Raw genomic sequence first — 14,043 nt, 5'->3', positions numbered from 1 at the left:
AGGAAATTATGGGAAGAATCGGAGTATCTCCTGATGAATGGAACAGCGCAGTGACAACTGCTGCTAATAATGTATCGAGCGTCTCAGGCGTGACTGTTCAAGAGTTAGGAAAGACAACTTTAGCACGCTTTAAGGCCTTGATTGAAATGGAGAAAAAAATTGAAACCACTTTGACGAATTATAAGACAACTTATGCAGTGACCAGCACCAATAAGATGAAAGAAGTGGCCCAAAAAATTGTTGAAGAAGATGCACAGTTTGGTGCAGATTTTGATAAGAAGACAGCGAATTTGAGGTTTAAATAATGGAACAAGAAGTAGATAAAAGTAAAATCTTATATAGCATCTTTCACAATGACTCTCAAATTTCTTTTGAGGTAACCGACGAGGTTCTGCTTATTGCAAATTTCTTAGGAAATCATCCTCAAATTCTGCGTTCAATTTACAAAGCTTATCGGAAGCTGGATTCGGAGTTTACATATAAGCCTAAGATTGGAGCAACTATTCATGTGGAGTTTGACTATGGGAAAGAACGCTCAGTCACTTTTTCACGTCAACAGATTAAGCTTCGTTTTTTGGAAGCTGATTTTCTGATTTTTATGGCCAAAATCGATGCTATTTATACAGAGATTTTGCCTGTTGGTTCAATTGTTGAGCTAGATGAGGAAATGTTGCCGGCAGCCATTAAAAATCAGTTGGAGTATTCAGGAGTAAGTGAACTAGTGGTTATTACTGGACGAAAACTTCCTTTGCAGGCTCCTTTTGACAAGTATATTGTTGACTATTACGCCTATGTCTGGCCTATAGGTCAACTTCCGGCTACTCGGCCAATGTTCATTTCTAATATGATGATTAAGAGAGTTGTACATCAAGGCTTGAGTCATCCATTGGACGAGACGTTTTCACTTGATGTTCTTCGAGCAACGCAATTGGCCAAAGAACAGATTTCGACAGCCTATATGCCTTCTAAGGATGGCTTAGCCTATTATAAACATTATGCAAAAGACTTGTTTGGCATTGATCTTTTAGAGAAAGAGGTGAAGTAATGGGATTCCACGTAGATGTAGCTGAGCTTATTAAGCTCCGTGATGCTTATCTAGAGTCTGCTGAAAAAGTAGAAGGTGAGTTAGACACGGCCAAAAACGGGATGAATGGTATTATTACGAGTAATTCCATGTATGGAGAAGTCGGCAAGGCGATCAACAATGAGATCAACAACAGTCATAATCCGATTATTGTAGGACTAAAAAATAGCTATACCTTGATGGGAGTAGACTTTCAAAAGACTCTAAGTGATTTTCAATCAACTGTTGGTGAAAATTCTGAAAGTGCTATTTTGGATGAAGAAGTTCTTACTCAAACTAAAACTAAAATGACCAATGCGGATACCAAGCATACAGAATACGAGACAAAGATTGGCAAGATTTATTCGGATATTAATGATTTAATCAGCTTGAGTTGCCCTAGCAGTTCAGTTTCAAGCTCTATTACATCAGCTAATAAAATCCTCCAGGATGCTATAAATAATGTAAATAAGTTTGATACTGCAGATGCGCCTTTACAAACAGATAATATCGTGACAGCACTTGGTAAGCAGATAGAAGTGGGTAATCAAGCGCAGGCACTGTCCTACACAGATCCACGCTTTGTAGATTTTGCTGCCTTTACTCAATTGGGTGATGGTATTCAGCAATTGGATACTAAGATCACAGAGGCTAAAGAACAGGCTAAGAAAGAAGCTGAAGAAGCAGCCAAGAAAGCCAAGGAAGAGTGGGAGAAAAATCACCCAGTCACAGCTTGGTTGAAGAATACAAGTGAGGGAATAGGAAACTGGTGGAATGGAGTCAAGCAAGGGACAAAAGACTTGGACATTCCTGTCTTACGTGAAGTCTTACTCTTCGGGGAAGGTGTTCTCGGGGCAGCTGGCTCTTTGGTAAGCTCTGTTGCAATTATGGCCAGTGAACTTAATGATCTCATGGCTTCCTTAACATTTGTAGCAATTGAGGGTATTACTGGTGTAGATATCGCTCCTAAGTGGATGGAAGATGATGTCAATGGTGCCTGGGAAACTGTCAAAGGCGCTGGTGATTATGCTGTTCGCTTTGCGACAGATGAGAAAACTCGGGCAGAAGCTTGGGAAGGAGTTAAGAATGGTGCAGTCAAGATGTGGGATGACTTTTGGTCAGATCCATGGTATAATGCAGGTGGTGTAGCATTTGAGGTTGCTTCTTGGTTTATCGGTGTAGGTGAAGTAAAAGCTGGTTTGACGGCAGCCAAAGGAGCTGAAACATTCTTGCAAGGGATTCGAGCCTTTGGTAGTACGGTTGGGAAGGCAGCACTACACAATGCGGACGATATGGCTAGAAGTATCGGACGCCTGGCAACCAAAGGTGACGATGCTATGCGTGGCGCAGCTCGTGGAATGATGAATCTGATTGATGACCCAGCTGCTACAATGGCCCGTTGGGGTGATAATGTTTGGGATGCGGCTGGCAAATTTGGTGATAATATGGCCGAGCGTTTCCCGACTTTTGATAAATTACGTCAGCGTTTAATGAGTAGTGGTGATGAATTGGCCACTGCTACAGCACATTATGGTGACGACTTCGCAGAACATGGGGCTAGAGTTTACAATGTGGGGAATGAAACAGCTGAAGGCTTTGCTAAGTCAGGAGCTGGTCGAACAGCAGCCAGTGAGTTTACCCAAGAGACTAGTGAACAACTGGCTAAGCATGGAGATGATGTAGCTCGTCACGGTGATGATCTTGCTCGAGAACTTGATTCAGCAGATGCAGGCGAACGTCTGGCTCAGGAAGCAGAAGACTATCTGAAAACCCATGATATGGCAGTTAGAGAAAATCTGAGCATTAAGCCTGAGTTAGAAGAAGCTTTTGCGCGTCAAGCAGAGAATGCAGCTAATCTAGAACGGGAGTTGGTAGGAGCAGGAGCTCGTGCCAGTGCCGAGTCTGGTCAAGCCTTTGCTCAGCATGGAGATGATGTAGCGAGAGGTTTAGAAGCAGCTAGTGGTGGCGCAGCCAGTCGTGTGAGCCGGGAGTTCAGTTCACAGGCTGGCGAGAGCCTTGCTAAACATGGTGATGATGTCTCCCGTGGTTTGAGACACACAGGTGGCGGAGGTCGAGCCGGCTCAGAATTTGCGTCTGAGGCGGGAGAAGAGTTCGCACGCCATGGTGATGATGTAGCCAAAGGTAGTAAGGTGACAGAAGAATTTGTGGACGGTAAATTCACAGATCCAGAAGTCCAAGCTCGCTATGAGAAATATCTTGAACGAAAAGCGAAAGCAGGAGAAGTACCGCGAGATCCCATGGATTGGAAGGAGGCTTCTGAGCATATGGCCAAAATTCGTGAGCAGGGGTATAAATTTGAAGTTGAAAAACTAGATGACTTCAAAAAGGTTGCGGATAATGTGGAGGATCAGATAACCATTAAAGTAACAACTCCTGATGGGGAAGAAGTTAAGATTCGTGTTGATGCAATGGGCTATGATAAAGAAACTGGAGCTTTAAGAATTCAAGAATATAAATCATCTGAGACAGCACCGTTTACTCAAAATCAGAATTTAGCATACCCTCATTTTGAGCAAACAGGTGGAGTAGTTGTAGGTGAAGGGAAGGGAATCTTCAAGGGTGGGTTTGAAATACCGCCTGGTACAAAAATTGAAGTGATCAGACCGAGTATAGAATGAAAGGAAATGAACAGTAATGGCTACAACACAAGCTCAAAAAAAGGAAGTCAAACAGTTGATAAAACAGTTATCGAAACAGTTGGGCTTAAAAAGTAGATCAGAAACCTATTTTTCAAAGTATAGAGATTATTTTATTTACTATGTTCCTACATTTGGTTTTCCTGACAATGAATTTAGTTTTTCTGTGATTGCTTATATCAAACCTTTTGTAATAGATGATGTTTTTTGGGACGTTTTTGATATGAAAGGGAATTCGCAAGAACCCATTAGTCTGCGTGCTGTAGGTTCCTTTAAAGTTATTGGAGCCCCTGTTATTTTTTCATCTGAACGAGAACAGTTAGAGGGGCTTGATATTGCAGGATATATATTGACTCGTTGGAAAAAAGTCCATGAAGAAGTATTAGAAATCATTGATAACTTAGCTTCCTTTGAAGATTTTTTGAAGAATGTCAAGGAATTGGATAATCGCTATATGTATAGTCATGATTTAATGACGATGCTTCTTTTGATCCATAACAAACACTACAAAAAAGCCAAAGAAATAGCTGAAGAACTGTTGTCTAAAAAAGAGATGGGTCGCTACCAAAACAAAGGTAAGTGGATTAATGAATATATTTTGGACTATTGTAATGAAAGGATGGCCTAATGAGTATATTTGAGGCAGAAGTAGTTGACTCTATAGGAGTTGTGGAGGGGAATTTGGAGTTATTAGTGATTGATACTCTGGATTGGAAATATGAGAACGAACATTTAGAAATGTTGCAAGATAAAATCAATAATTATCTGACATTCTTAGAAAGTAAGCAATATGTGGAGAAATATGGGGATGATTTTGTTAAAAAAATTATTTCTATTCATTTTAGGTATACTTTAACCGCGAATGCTATACAGTTTTTAAATGCAGTTTCTAACCAGTTAGCTCCAACAGAATATACGTTGCATATTCATCTACCGGAATAGCTAAATTTACAATGAATTGTCTTAGTGTATTACCTGAACAAAAGCACTTGAAATATACTCTCAAGTGCTTTTTCTAGTTCTGTGACTTTCAGTCCGTCTCGCTCCGTAAGGTGCGAGACAAATAAACTACCCGCAATGCGGGGGCGCATCGAAGGTTATATCCAAAAAACTCCAAAAGCGATACAATAAACGTGTTCAAGCCAATTGTAAAGAGAAAGGAGAAAAACATGGCACAAAAGACACATAGTTTATCACACACAAAGTGGCACTGTGGGTATCATATTGTGTTCACCCCTAAGCATAGACGAAAAGTTATCTATAATCAGTATCGAGGTAGTTTAGGCGAAGTATTTCAACGTTTGTGTAGTTATAAAGGAGTTGAAATAATCGAGGGTCACTTGATGCCAGATCATGTACATGGGTAAGAGACCGCCTCAATGGTGGTCTTTTGTGGTTTGATAAACTCTGGTCCATAGGTTTTGTGGTATACTGGGATTGTAGAGCCAGCAAACTTTAGTGACAACTTTACAAAGAGTGGTGCTCGTGTCTACAATATGTCTGATGATGCCACTCGAGGCGCGAAAGAGACTGGCAAAGGTCTTAATAAGCTAGAGCTAGCTGAAACTAAGCTTAGATTCGGTGAAAGAAAAATCTCTCAAGAAGAATATAATGGTTGACGATCAGAGACTCCTACTCAGGAAATAAGGGATATGGTAAATGATGGCGTTACATTGCCAATGAATGACCCTGTAATACCTGGAAATGAGATTACAAAACGTCTAGAAGCTGACCATATTGTATCTATGGATAGAATTACGAGAATGAATAGATTTGAGAAACTAACTAGAGAGCAACAACTTGAAGTGTTGAATTATGAGGATAACTTTGTTGGTCTTAGTAAGTCAGCCAATGCTTCAAAGGGCGCCAAAACTTATGAGGATTGGACGTTATACAAGAAAACAGGAGTGCCTATTGATCCAGCATTCAGAGCTGAGATGATGAAAGAAAAGAAACTTGAACGACTTTTTCAAGGTATGATAGATAATTTTGTCAAATATAATGGAGGGTAATAGATGACTCAATCTGAAAAAATTACTTTTTTAAATAAATATACCCTGTCGTCTAAAAATAAAGTAGAATTTATAACTGATAAATCAACAATTGTAAATGCACCGATTCCAGAATATTGGAAAGCAGCATTTCTAGCCGATACTTTGGAAGATAGAAAATCAATTGTTTTAGGAGAATGGCAGAAATATCTTGCAAGGGAATTGAGCAATACTATTCTTTATCTACAAACATATCTGACTGACATTGAGTTGATGAGAATTGGAGAAGAATATTCTATTTTGTATACCATTCTTAGTTACAAGACTCAAAAGACAGCTTTCTACGAAGGGAAAAACCCACTATCTGAATCAAATTTTGGTGAAAAATTTAATTGTCCAGTTGAAAATATAGATAAAACAATTGTAGACTTTTACACAAAAGTTCATAATGGTTTTTATTACTATCCGAGTAAAACAATGGGCTTGGATAGCACTGAAAATATCGATTCTATGGCTGATTTTGAATGGGAATATGAAGACCAGCTAGAGATGGATTTGACCTCTTGCTACAACTTTTTCAGTAACGGTATGGGGACCTATATCGTTCTGGATTTGACGCAGAATATAGAAACTGGAGCTTATCTTTGGTCTAGTAGAGAAGTACCAAAAAGTGGTCTAAATTTTTGGGACTTCATTGATGAATGGATAATCATTGGTTTGGATTTTTAAGTTTTTGAATTAAAATTGAATTACCAAACGAAGCAACCTGACTATCTTTGTTAGGTTGTTTTTGAAAACTCTGAAGGTTTGGCTTGGCCAAGATCGGAGTTAGTCAGAGGGCAGCCAGTAAGTTTACCCAAGAGACTAGTGAACAACTGGCTAAGCATGGAGATGATGTAGCTCGTCACGGTGATGATCTTGCTCGAGAACTTGATTCAGCAGAGGCAGGCGAACGTCTGGCTCAGGAAGCAGAAGACTATCTGAAAACTCATGATATGGCAGTTAGAGAAAATCTGAGCATTAAGCCTGAGTTAGAAGAAGCTTTTGCGCGTCAAGCAGAGAATGCAGCTAATCTGGAACGGGAGTTGGTAGGAGCAGGAGCTCGTGCCAGTGCCGAGTCTGGTCAAGCCTTTGCTCAGCATGGAGATGATGTAGCGAGAGGTTTAGAAGCAGTTAGTGGTGGCGCAGCCAGTCGTGTGAGCCGGGAGTTCAGTTCATAGGCTAGTGAGAGCCTTGCCAAACATGGGGATGATGTTTCCCGTGGTTTGAGACACACAGGTGGCGGAGGTCGAGCAGGCTCAGAGTTTGCGTCTGAGGCGGGAGAAGCAGCCACTAAGCATGGGGATGATGTAGCGAGTACTTCTAAAGGGATTTCAAAAGAAGAATATAAATCTCTTCGCAAGAAAACACCAAGTCAAGAGATACGCGATCATGTCAATAATATTGATGGAGAAAAATTTGATCCAATTTATGGTTATCCAGTTGAAACTCTCGAAGCAGACCATATTGTCTCTATGAAATAAATTACCGAAATGGATGGATTTTCTTCTTTATCTGATGTTGATAAAGTAGAGGTTTTGAATCTTGAGGATAATTTTATGGGATTAGGTAAACCTACCAATAGTTCCAAAGGGGCTAAAACTTGGAGTGAGTGGCAGGGGCATTCTAAATTAGGAGATATTCCGGCTGAGATAAGAGAAAAAATGATAGCTTTGGAGCGTGAAGCTAGAACGAAGCTACAAAATGAAATTTTCAGGAGGATGAAAAATGACTGAAGTGCTTGATACAAAAGTAGAGAAGAATGGTTTGGCTTTTTATGGGAAATTCTCTGAAGGTCTTTTTGAGGAATGGCTCAAAGTTGTGAATGTACTGCCCTCAAAAGAACGAATACAAGATGACATGCTATTACAAATCGGTTTTAACATATATAAACTTGTTCAATTGAATATGGGCCAATTTAGGATACTATCAGTCAACTATGAAACAAATCCTTTTAAAGAGTTTACTGATGATTTGACATTGGCTCTTTGGAATCAGTCTGAACAAAGTACACTAGCTAAAGAGCTTAAGATTGAAGCTTCTGAAATCAGATTTGATGAGAAAATAGTGTTAGCTAAAGGCGTCTTTGAGAGTGAACATTATTATTTGCAGAGACAAGTCACTGATCGAAAAGGTGATTCGGGCTGGTTTGTTGGCTATCAAAATCAAGATACAGATGATTTTGTTGCCATATATGCTTTTGAAATATTAAAAAAGAATCCAAAACTAATAAGAGCTTTGATTCTACCTGCGGACTACCTAGTAGTAGTTAATGGTGGAGATATCCAGGCGATTCTGAATGAACAAGATGAAGAAATTTTTTCTGCTTCGTAGAGTTACTCGACTTGCTAGGGGATGATCAAGAGCCTGATTTATCTAATTTTCTTGTCTATAAACTGAAAAAAGAGGATACGATGTTAGACAACTTTATAAAAGAGGCGGATATGGCCCAAGAAGTTATTGAAAAATACAAGGATCAAGTTCCAGCTGAGTTGGTTCAAATTTGGCAGGAAGATGGTCTAGGAACTTTTCTTGATGGTTATCTAAAAGTTATCAATCCAGATGACTATCTTGAACTTCTCCAAGATAGTTATTTCAGAGGAGATGACGCTATTCCTATGTTCGTAACAGCATTTGGAGATATTATTACTTGGGAAAAGAATACCTATGTGGGAATTGTCCAATATAATATTCAGGATTTAGATATTATTTGTAAGGGTCTGGATTTATTCATTAGATTCTTAGATAATTCATATGTGACTGATAACTTTGAACTTGATTTATATAGACAAGCTGTGTTAAAACATGGAGCCCTGTCTTATAACCAATGTTTCGGTTTTGTCCCTTTACTAGCCTTGGGAGGCGTAAAAGATGTGGATCATATGGATAAAGTAAAAGTCTTGGAGCACATTTACCTCATGTACCAACTCACAGGTGGAGTAATGGACGATTGATAGAAACAAACCACCTTTTGGGGTGGTTTTTTACTTGAATGTAGTTTTCCAATTTTCACCATTTCGCAAACTCAGCCGAGGACATATTCTTTGATGGCTTCTGCGACTCCGTGCTCATTGTTGCTTTTGGTGACGGCTTTGGCCTCGGTTTTGACTGTTTCAGGGGCATTGCCCATAGCGACGCCGAGTCCTGCCAGTCGCAACATAGGAAGGTCATTGAAGTTGTCTCCGACTGTCATGATCTCTTCTAGTGGCACTTGGTAGTGATGGGCAATTTCGTGCAAGGCTTGCTCCTTGGAGACATGCTTGGCCGTGACTTCCATGTAGTTGTCCTTAGAGAGATAGAAGGCTGTCTTGGGAAAGTCTAAGGTCTGTAGGTAGTCATGGAGTTTCTGGATGACAGGCGCTTCGTCGATAAGAAGTAGCTTATGGATAGGGATTAGCACATCCAGTACTGGCAGAAGAACATTCTGAATGACTGGCTGCTCACCTGTAATAGCTGCCTCTATCTGTACCCACTTATCCAGACGGTCAGCAATCCAATCCTTGCCAGAGTAGAGATTGATGGACACACTAGGAAATTCAGCTTTGACCAGTTCTAGAAAAGTGCGGATCTCTTTCTTGTCTAGAGGGTGCTCGATAATGGTCTCGTAAGCTTGCGGGTCACCCTTGATGACCAGAGCACCGTTGTAGCAGGCCAGCGGATTATCTCCCAGCCCCAGCTCACGGGCAATGGGCTCCATACCCAGAGGTGAGCGGGCAGAAGCCAGTACGAAAGGGATTTGTTCTTGGTTTAGCAGGGGAATGATGTCTTTGAGGTCAGGATCTACTTGGTGCTGGTTGTCTAAAATGGTACCGTCAATGTCGCTGATAATCAGGCGAATCGGTTGGCTTGTCATGGCTCGTCCTCCTTTGTAACGAATGAACTGATTTAATAAATGATCTGAACCTTGTCTCCTAGCTTATCTTGGACTTCAGGACTAGGCTCTTGGTCCGTGATCCAGTAGTCAAAGTCGCTAACAGGCCCTAGGATGTACTTAGACTCTTTCTGCCACTTGTCTTGTTCAGCCAGCAGAATTTTAGTCTTGGCATGCTTCATAGCCAGTCTTTTCAGGTGGGCATCAGCTTCGTCTTCAAAGCTGACTAGGCCATCAGAGACACTGGCTGCCCCGATAAAAGCAATGTCAAAGGAAATCTGCTCCAACAGCTCTGCTTCATTGAGCGCGTAGTAGAATCGGTTTTTGGGATAAAATTTCCCGCCTAAGAGGTGAAAGTCCACTTTCTCCTGAGTGCTCAGCATGATTGCATTATCCAGAGAATGGGAATAGATTGTCATAGGCTCCTTGATGCGCTGAGCCAGATGGAGAACGATGGTTGAGACATCAAAGAAGGCAATCTGTCCCGGCTTGAGAAAGTCATACGCTTTTTGAGCTATAGCCTTTTTTTCTTGGCTCAGCTGCTTGAGACGATCGTTAAAGGAGGGGATTTGCCGGTTAGTGTCCAGTGGGATAATACCTCCGTGAGTGCGCTGCACAAGCTTACGCTCGCTCAAAATCGAAAAATCTCTTCGGATGGTATCTTTAGAAACCTGAAAATGCTCAATCATATCCTTGGCTGATAACTGTTTTTTCTCAGCCAAGAGCTCTAAGATTTCAGCTAAGCGTTGTTCTTGGTACATACTAGTCCCTCCCTGTTTGTCTAAAAAGAGTATAGCATAGAAATTAAGTGTTTTCAAGTTTTTTTAATGCTTTGTAAGTATTTTGGCTCGGAGTATAAAATGAACAATCAAAAAAACCAAGCAGTGCTTGGCTTTTTTGATATTATAATGTTCGAAATAGCTTTATGATTATGGAGTTTGGACGTTAACTGTTCCGTCGCTTCCAACTTTAACGTCGACACCGCCACCTTGTACATGAACGCCGTCTTCGTTTACGTTAACATTTCCATTGCTATTAGCATTTTCATTGCCAGCTTCAACAGTAGCTGAGCCATCGCCGTCAGCTTCTACTTTAGCGTCATCAGTTTCTACGTTAACGCTGCCACCGTTTTGGCCTCCGTTAACCTTAACTTTAGCTTTGCCGCTTTCAGAGGATGCTGAGCTTTCTTCTTTGCTTGAAGAGCTGGCCTTAGATGAAGAAGATACGCTTGAGCTTGAGCTTTCTTTTGTATCCTTGTCTGCAGAATTTCCGCAGGCAACCAAAAAGAAGAGTGAAACTAGTGTAATTAGAGATAAATAAATTGTTGATTTTTTCATCATATCCCTCCTTCTACTTACATAGTATATGATTCAAGCTTTTGACGCAATAAAAAAATGGATACGACATTGAATTATCATACCCGCTTAATAGTTTCGTTACATAAAATACAGAGAAAAAACAGAGAAAAGACAGCGCTATCAAGAGTTTGGCTTGTTTGCTCTTTGTTTGTCTATGTAATATTCTTGTATCAGATATAAATAATTATCAAGATGAAAAAAAGTTGTTTGGAGCGTTGAGAGATAAGTGTTAGCGGGCAGTTTAGTCTAGAAATTGTAAAACCGCCTAGGTTAACTAAGCGGTTTTAGATGTTACAAAATCTTATCGAATTTCTCAATATAGAAAAGAGAAGCAGTCATAATCAACGTTAGAATCAAAAGACCGATAATGGCAGGTGTCCAAGACTGGAAGAGGTCAAAGCTGAAACCAAAAAGGCTAGGTCCTAATGCTGCAAGGATATAACCACCTGTTTGAGCCAAACCAGATAATTGAGCTGTTTGTTCAGGAGTGCTGGTCTTAAGAGAGAAGGTTACCATAAGGTAAGGGAATAGGGCGCTGACTGCAGCTCCAAGAAGGAGATTGAGGATCAACCAGTAAAAGAAATTGCTGGTCGGAATTAGGAGCATAGAGACACCAATGAGTCCAGAAGCTGCAACGCAAGATATCATGATGAGGCGTCCACGAGCGGATAAACGAGCTGTGAGGCTTGGTATTGTCATAGAAAATGGCAGGCTAATCAAAGAGAAGATCGAAGCGAGAATACCCGTTGCATCTTTTGATAGACCAGCTTGCAAGGCCAAGGTTGGTAACCAGGTCACTGCTGTGTAAAAGAGTAGGGATTGCAAGCCACAAAATACGATGAGGGCTAAGACCTTTTTATTTTGCAGCAGGGCGCCGATTGGATGATTTTTGCCTTTTCTTTCTAGGAAGTGATTGTGTTTAGTATTAGGGAGCCATACCAAGAGTGCCAAGAGACAAATGGCACTTAAAGCTAAAATTAATCCTTGCCAAGAGGTGGCACTAACGATAGGAACAACCAGAGCAGAAGCTACTGTAATCGATAGGCTCATAGCGGAGATGTAAAAGGTCGTTAAAAGACCGATGCGTTCGGGCTGATTGGCTTGAATGATGCTGGGCAGCAGAACGTTTAGTAAAGCAATGGCTGCTCCTAGGATAATAGTTCCTAAATAAAGGAAGGGGAGATTAATGATCCGGATAAGAGATCCGATTGTCAAGATGATTAGGACCATTGTAAAGAGTTTTTCAAGCCCAAATTTTTGTGCCAAGCGAGGAGAGAAAGAGGAACAAAGGGCAAACATGACTAGAGGTAAACTGGTCAAGAGCCCGAGTGAGCTGAGTGAAACGTGGAGGCCATCAGCGATATCCGATAGGACAATCGGCAAAACGGCAAAAGGTGTCCGTAAAACAAGCCCAACCATGATAATGCCTGGGACAAAAAATGCAGAATGTTTTTTCATAAAATTCTCCTCAAACGATAGTTTTCTAAGTGTTTAATACAAAGTTTTTACTTCATCAAGTCTAAAAAATATTGGCTGATGGTGGCCTCATCGATGAGATTTCTTTGTTGCAGCCACCAGGATACAGTTTCAACAAAGGTAGCTGTTACGTGATTTTTCAAAAAATCTTGTGGCAGACGGGTTTTGTTCATCAAGCCTTTTTCCTGAATGAGAGGGAAGAGGTAATGTTCCAGCTCAATTTTCAGACGATTGATAAAGTAGGTGTTTTTTGCTAAAAGTAGTGTAGCGATACGATCCTGATTTTTCCGAAAATGATAGAAAATATGGGCAGTCGCTTCAAATAGGTCTTTTCCATCAGGACGCTCAAGAAAGGTGTGCTGGAAGAGCTCTTGACAGAGCTCCTCTAGCAGGGCTTCTTTGGTCTCAAAATGAGCATAAAAAGTCGACCGTCCCACATCGGCCAGGTCGATAATTTCTTGAACAGTGATGGCTTCATAGCTCTTACGATGCAAGAGGCTGAGAAAGGCTTGGTAAATGGCTGCACGTGATTTTTTTACTCGTCTGTCCATAGTATTTCCGAACAAAATCAGTCTTTTGTCTCTTATCTGACAAAGCTCGTGATTTGCTTCTTGTTTCCTTTTCTAAAAAGATGGATAATAGAATCGAACAAAGTGTTTGCTTTTGAATATATTATACTATAAAAATGTCAGATGTCACAGGGGGTTGCCATGAAATCAAGTCAAAAAATGATGATTGCTTTTCTTTTGAATTTGTCTTTCGCCATTATTGAAGTTATTTTCGGTTTGGCCTTCAATTCCAGTGCTGTCTTGGCTGACGCCGTCCATGATACAGGGGATGCATTGGCAATTGGCCTGTCAACGCTTTTAGAAAAGATTTCCAATAAAAAAGAAGACAGCCGTTATACATTGGGCTATAAGCGTTACAGTTTGCTGGGTGCCATTTTGACTTCCATTATTTTGATTACAGGTTCGCTCTTGGTCCTCTGGGAAAATGTTCCCAAGGTCTTCGCCCCAGAACCTGTCGATTATAATGGGATGCTGGTCCTAGGAATTGTGGCTATTTTGGTCAACTTGGCAGCCAGCAAGGTGGTCAGCCACGGCCATAGTCACAATGAGTCTATTCTCAGTCTGCATTTTCTAGAGGATATTCTGGGTTGGCTAGCGGTTATTTTAGTGTCTATCGTCTTACGATTTACGGATTGGTATTTCCTAGATCCCTTTCTATCTCTGTTGATTGCTGTCTTTATCCTCAGTCAAGCTCTGCCTAAGTTTTGGGATAATATCAAGATCTTTCTGGACCATGTTCCAAGCGATATCGATCTGGGTCAGCTCTATCAAGAACTGAGGAGCCTAGACAATGTTCAAGCTATTGCCCAGCTCAATGTTTGGACGACGGACGGTATTGATAAATACGCCATGATTCATATTTGCTTAAAAGAGTCGAAGAAAAGCCAAGAGACCAGACAGGCTATTCACCAGCTGGTCAAATCTTTTGGTATAGTTCGTGCTACTATCGAGTGCGATGAAAGCATGGACGAACACCAGAAGCATGGAGATCTTTAGTCTGTCTTTGGCCGAATAAGAAA

18 protein-coding genes and 1 pseudogene are annotated in these 14,043 nt (G+C 40.8%); 14 read left to right on the top strand and 5 right to left on the bottom strand.

Annotation, left to right across the window (positions count from 1 at the left end; all coding sequences use genetic code 11):
• The first annotated feature begins 8 nt into the window (after nt 1-8).
• From O3640_RS02765 to O3640_RS02705, 13 genes and pseudogenes are all read left to right on the top strand, one after another.
• Nucleotides 9-305 carry a hypothetical protein gene (locus tag O3640_RS02765; protein WP_061597396.1) on the top strand — a complete coding sequence of 99 codons (297 nt, stop codon included), beginning with the start codon at nt 9-11 and terminating at the stop codon, nt 303-305.
• Complete coding sequence (locus O3640_RS02760; protein WP_008808107.1) at nt 305-1,045, top strand: DUF4176 domain-containing protein; 741 nt, start codon at nt 305-307, stop codon at nt 1,043-1,045. Before O3640_RS02765 ends, O3640_RS02760 begins: the two co-directional genes overlap by 1 nt.
• Nucleotides 1,045-3,702 carry a T7SS effector LXG polymorphic toxin gene (locus tag O3640_RS02755; RefSeq protein ID WP_268723050.1) on the top strand — a complete coding sequence of 886 codons (2,658 nt, stop codon included), beginning with the start codon at nt 1,045-1,047 and terminating at the stop codon, nt 3,700-3,702. The genes O3640_RS02760 and O3640_RS02755 overlap by 1 nt, the downstream gene beginning before the upstream one ends.
• A 16-nt stretch (nt 3,703-3,718) precedes the next feature.
• The gene (locus tag O3640_RS02750) at nt 3,719-4,348 is read left to right on the top strand and encodes a hypothetical protein (protein WP_061597772.1); all 630 of its coding nucleotides are present in this window, start codon (nt 3,719-3,721) and stop codon (nt 4,346-4,348) included.
• Nucleotides 4,348-4,662, top strand: coding sequence for a DUF6572 domain-containing protein (locus O3640_RS02745; RefSeq protein WP_371586612.1), 315 nt, complete (start codon nt 4,348-4,350; stop codon nt 4,660-4,662). Before O3640_RS02750 ends, O3640_RS02745 begins: the two co-directional genes overlap by 1 nt.
• Before the next feature lie 227 nt (nt 4,663-4,889).
• Nucleotides 4,890-5,081: pseudogene (tnpA, locus tag O3640_RS02740) on the top strand (IS200/IS605 family transposase); the annotation flags it as partial.
• Between the two features lie 291 nt (nt 5,082-5,372).
• Entirely contained in the window at nt 5,373-5,732 is a 360-nt protein-coding gene (locus O3640_RS02735; protein WP_081105525.1) for a hypothetical protein, read from the top strand.
• A gap of 3 nt (nt 5,733-5,735) precedes the next feature.
• Nucleotides 5,736-6,440 (top strand): hypothetical protein, encoded by a 705-nt coding sequence (locus O3640_RS02730; RefSeq protein ID WP_061597770.1) that lies wholly within the window; start codon nt 5,736-5,738, stop codon nt 6,438-6,440.
• A gap of 83 nt (nt 6,441-6,523) precedes the next feature.
• Nucleotides 6,524-6,931, top strand: a complete 408-nt coding sequence (locus O3640_RS02725) for a hypothetical protein (protein ID WP_195321748.1) — start codon at nt 6,524-6,526, stop codon at nt 6,929-6,931.
• A gap of 45 nt (nt 6,932-6,976) precedes the next feature.
• Nucleotides 6,977-7,234 carry a hypothetical protein gene (locus O3640_RS02720; RefSeq protein WP_227221609.1) on the top strand — a complete coding sequence of 86 codons (258 nt, stop codon included), beginning with the start codon at nt 6,977-6,979 and terminating at the stop codon, nt 7,232-7,234.
• A gap of 9 nt (nt 7,235-7,243) precedes the next feature.
• Nucleotides 7,244-7,486 carry a hypothetical protein gene (locus tag O3640_RS02715; RefSeq protein ID WP_227221608.1) on the top strand — a complete coding sequence of 81 codons (243 nt, stop codon included), beginning with the start codon at nt 7,244-7,246 and terminating at the stop codon, nt 7,484-7,486.
• Nucleotides 7,479-8,084 carry a hypothetical protein gene (locus O3640_RS02710; protein WP_061597074.1) on the top strand — a complete coding sequence of 202 codons (606 nt, stop codon included), beginning with the start codon at nt 7,479-7,481 and terminating at the stop codon, nt 8,082-8,084. Before O3640_RS02715 ends, O3640_RS02710 begins: the two co-directional genes overlap by 8 nt.
• A gap of 80 nt (nt 8,085-8,164) precedes the next feature.
• Nucleotides 8,165-8,704 carry a T6SS immunity protein Tdi1 domain-containing protein gene (locus tag O3640_RS02705; RefSeq protein ID WP_061597075.1) on the top strand — a complete coding sequence of 180 codons (540 nt, stop codon included), beginning with the start codon at nt 8,165-8,167 and terminating at the stop codon, nt 8,702-8,704.
• A 71-nt stretch (nt 8,705-8,775) separates the two neighbouring features.
• Here O3640_RS02705 and O3640_RS02700 read toward each other — a convergent pair whose 3' ends face one another.
• The 5 genes from O3640_RS02700 to O3640_RS02680 all read right to left on the bottom strand — a co-directional run bounded on the left by O3640_RS02700 (nt 8,776) and on the right by O3640_RS02680 (nt 13,006).
• The gene (locus O3640_RS02700; RefSeq protein WP_045634512.1) at nt 8,776-9,603 is read right to left on the bottom strand and encodes a Cof-type HAD-IIB family hydrolase; all 828 of its coding nucleotides are present in this window, start codon (nt 9,601-9,603) and stop codon (nt 8,776-8,778) included.
• A 32-nt stretch (nt 9,604-9,635) separates the two neighbouring features.
• A complete protein-coding gene (locus tag O3640_RS02695) occupies nt 9,636-10,382 on the bottom strand; it encodes a DeoR/GlpR family DNA-binding transcription regulator (protein ID WP_061597076.1) in 747 nt (248 codons plus the stop codon).
• A 168-nt stretch (nt 10,383-10,550) separates the two neighbouring features.
• Nucleotides 10,551-10,961 (bottom strand): hypothetical protein, encoded by a 411-nt coding sequence (locus tag O3640_RS02690; protein ID WP_061597077.1) that lies wholly within the window; start codon nt 10,959-10,961, stop codon nt 10,551-10,553.
• Nucleotides 10,962-11,270: 309 nt separating this feature from the next.
• A complete protein-coding gene (locus tag O3640_RS02685) occupies nt 11,271-12,437 on the bottom strand; it encodes an MFS transporter (protein ID WP_195321746.1) in 1,167 nt (388 codons plus the stop codon).
• A gap of 47 nt (nt 12,438-12,484) precedes the next feature.
• Nucleotides 12,485-13,006, bottom strand: a complete 522-nt coding sequence (locus O3640_RS02680; protein ID WP_045772631.1) for a TetR/AcrR family transcriptional regulator — start codon at nt 13,004-13,006, stop codon at nt 12,485-12,487.
• A gap of 159 nt (nt 13,007-13,165) precedes the next feature.
• On the opposite strand from O3640_RS02680, the gene O3640_RS02675 reads away from it, so the two are divergent.
• Nucleotides 13,166-14,020: a cation diffusion facilitator family transporter gene (locus O3640_RS02675; protein ID WP_371586603.1), complete on the top strand. Its 855-nt coding sequence runs from the start codon at nt 13,166-13,168 to the stop codon at nt 14,018-14,020.
• The last annotated feature ends 23 nt before the right edge of the window (nt 14,021-14,043 follow it).

This window comes from Streptococcus sp. 27098_8_75 (genome assembly GCF_041432475.1).
GTDB classification, from domain to species: Bacteria; Bacillota; Bacilli; order Lactobacillales; family Streptococcaceae; genus Streptococcus; species Streptococcus gordonii.
The sequence above is the reverse complement of the archived record's forward strand: the minus strand, read 5'-3'. Positions and strand labels throughout refer to the sequence as shown.

Excerpts from the sequence above, each read along its gene's own strand:
- O3640_RS02765 (WP_061597396.1), top strand. The coding sequence starts at position 9 with ATGGGAAGAATCGGAGTATCTCCTGATGAATGGAACAGCGCAGTGACA.
- O3640_RS02760 (WP_008808107.1), top strand. The coding sequence starts at position 305 with ATGGAACAAGAAGTAGATAAAAGTAAAATCTTATATAGCATCTTTCAC.
- O3640_RS02755 (WP_268723050.1), top strand. The coding sequence starts at position 1,045 with ATGGGATTCCACGTAGATGTAGCTGAGCTTATTAAGCTCCGTGATGCT.
- O3640_RS02750 (WP_061597772.1), top strand. The coding sequence starts at position 3,719 with ATGGCTACAACACAAGCTCAAAAAAAGGAAGTCAAACAGTTGATAAAA.
- O3640_RS02745 (WP_371586612.1), top strand. The coding sequence starts at position 4,348 with ATGAGTATATTTGAGGCAGAAGTAGTTGACTCTATAGGAGTTGTGGAG.
- O3640_RS02735 (WP_081105525.1), top strand. The coding sequence starts at position 5,373 with ATGGTAAATGATGGCGTTACATTGCCAATGAATGACCCTGTAATACCT.
- O3640_RS02730 (WP_061597770.1), top strand. The coding sequence starts at position 5,736 with ATGACTCAATCTGAAAAAATTACTTTTTTAAATAAATATACCCTGTCG.
- O3640_RS02715 (WP_227221608.1), top strand. The coding sequence starts at position 7,244 with ATGGATGGATTTTCTTCTTTATCTGATGTTGATAAAGTAGAGGTTTTG.
- O3640_RS02710 (WP_061597074.1), top strand. The coding sequence starts at position 7,479 with ATGACTGAAGTGCTTGATACAAAAGTAGAGAAGAATGGTTTGGCTTTT.
- O3640_RS02705 (WP_061597075.1), top strand. The coding sequence starts at position 8,165 with ATGTTAGACAACTTTATAAAAGAGGCGGATATGGCCCAAGAAGTTATT.
- O3640_RS02700 (WP_045634512.1), bottom strand. The coding sequence starts at position 9,603 with ATGACAAGCCAACCGATTCGCCTGATTATCAGCGACATTGACGGTACC.
- O3640_RS02695 (WP_061597076.1), bottom strand. The coding sequence starts at position 10,382 with ATGTACCAAGAACAACGCTTAGCTGAAATCTTAGAGCTCTTGGCTGAG.
- O3640_RS02690 (WP_061597077.1), bottom strand. The coding sequence starts at position 10,961 with ATGATGAAAAAATCAACAATTTATTTATCTCTAATTACACTAGTTTCA.
- O3640_RS02685 (WP_195321746.1), bottom strand. The coding sequence starts at position 12,437 with ATGAAAAAACATTCTGCATTTTTTGTCCCAGGCATTATCATGGTTGGG.
- O3640_RS02680 (WP_045772631.1), bottom strand. The coding sequence starts at position 13,006 with ATGGACAGACGAGTAAAAAAATCACGTGCAGCCATTTACCAAGCCTTT.
- O3640_RS02675 (WP_371586603.1), top strand. The coding sequence starts at position 13,166 with ATGAAATCAAGTCAAAAAATGATGATTGCTTTTCTTTTGAATTTGTCT.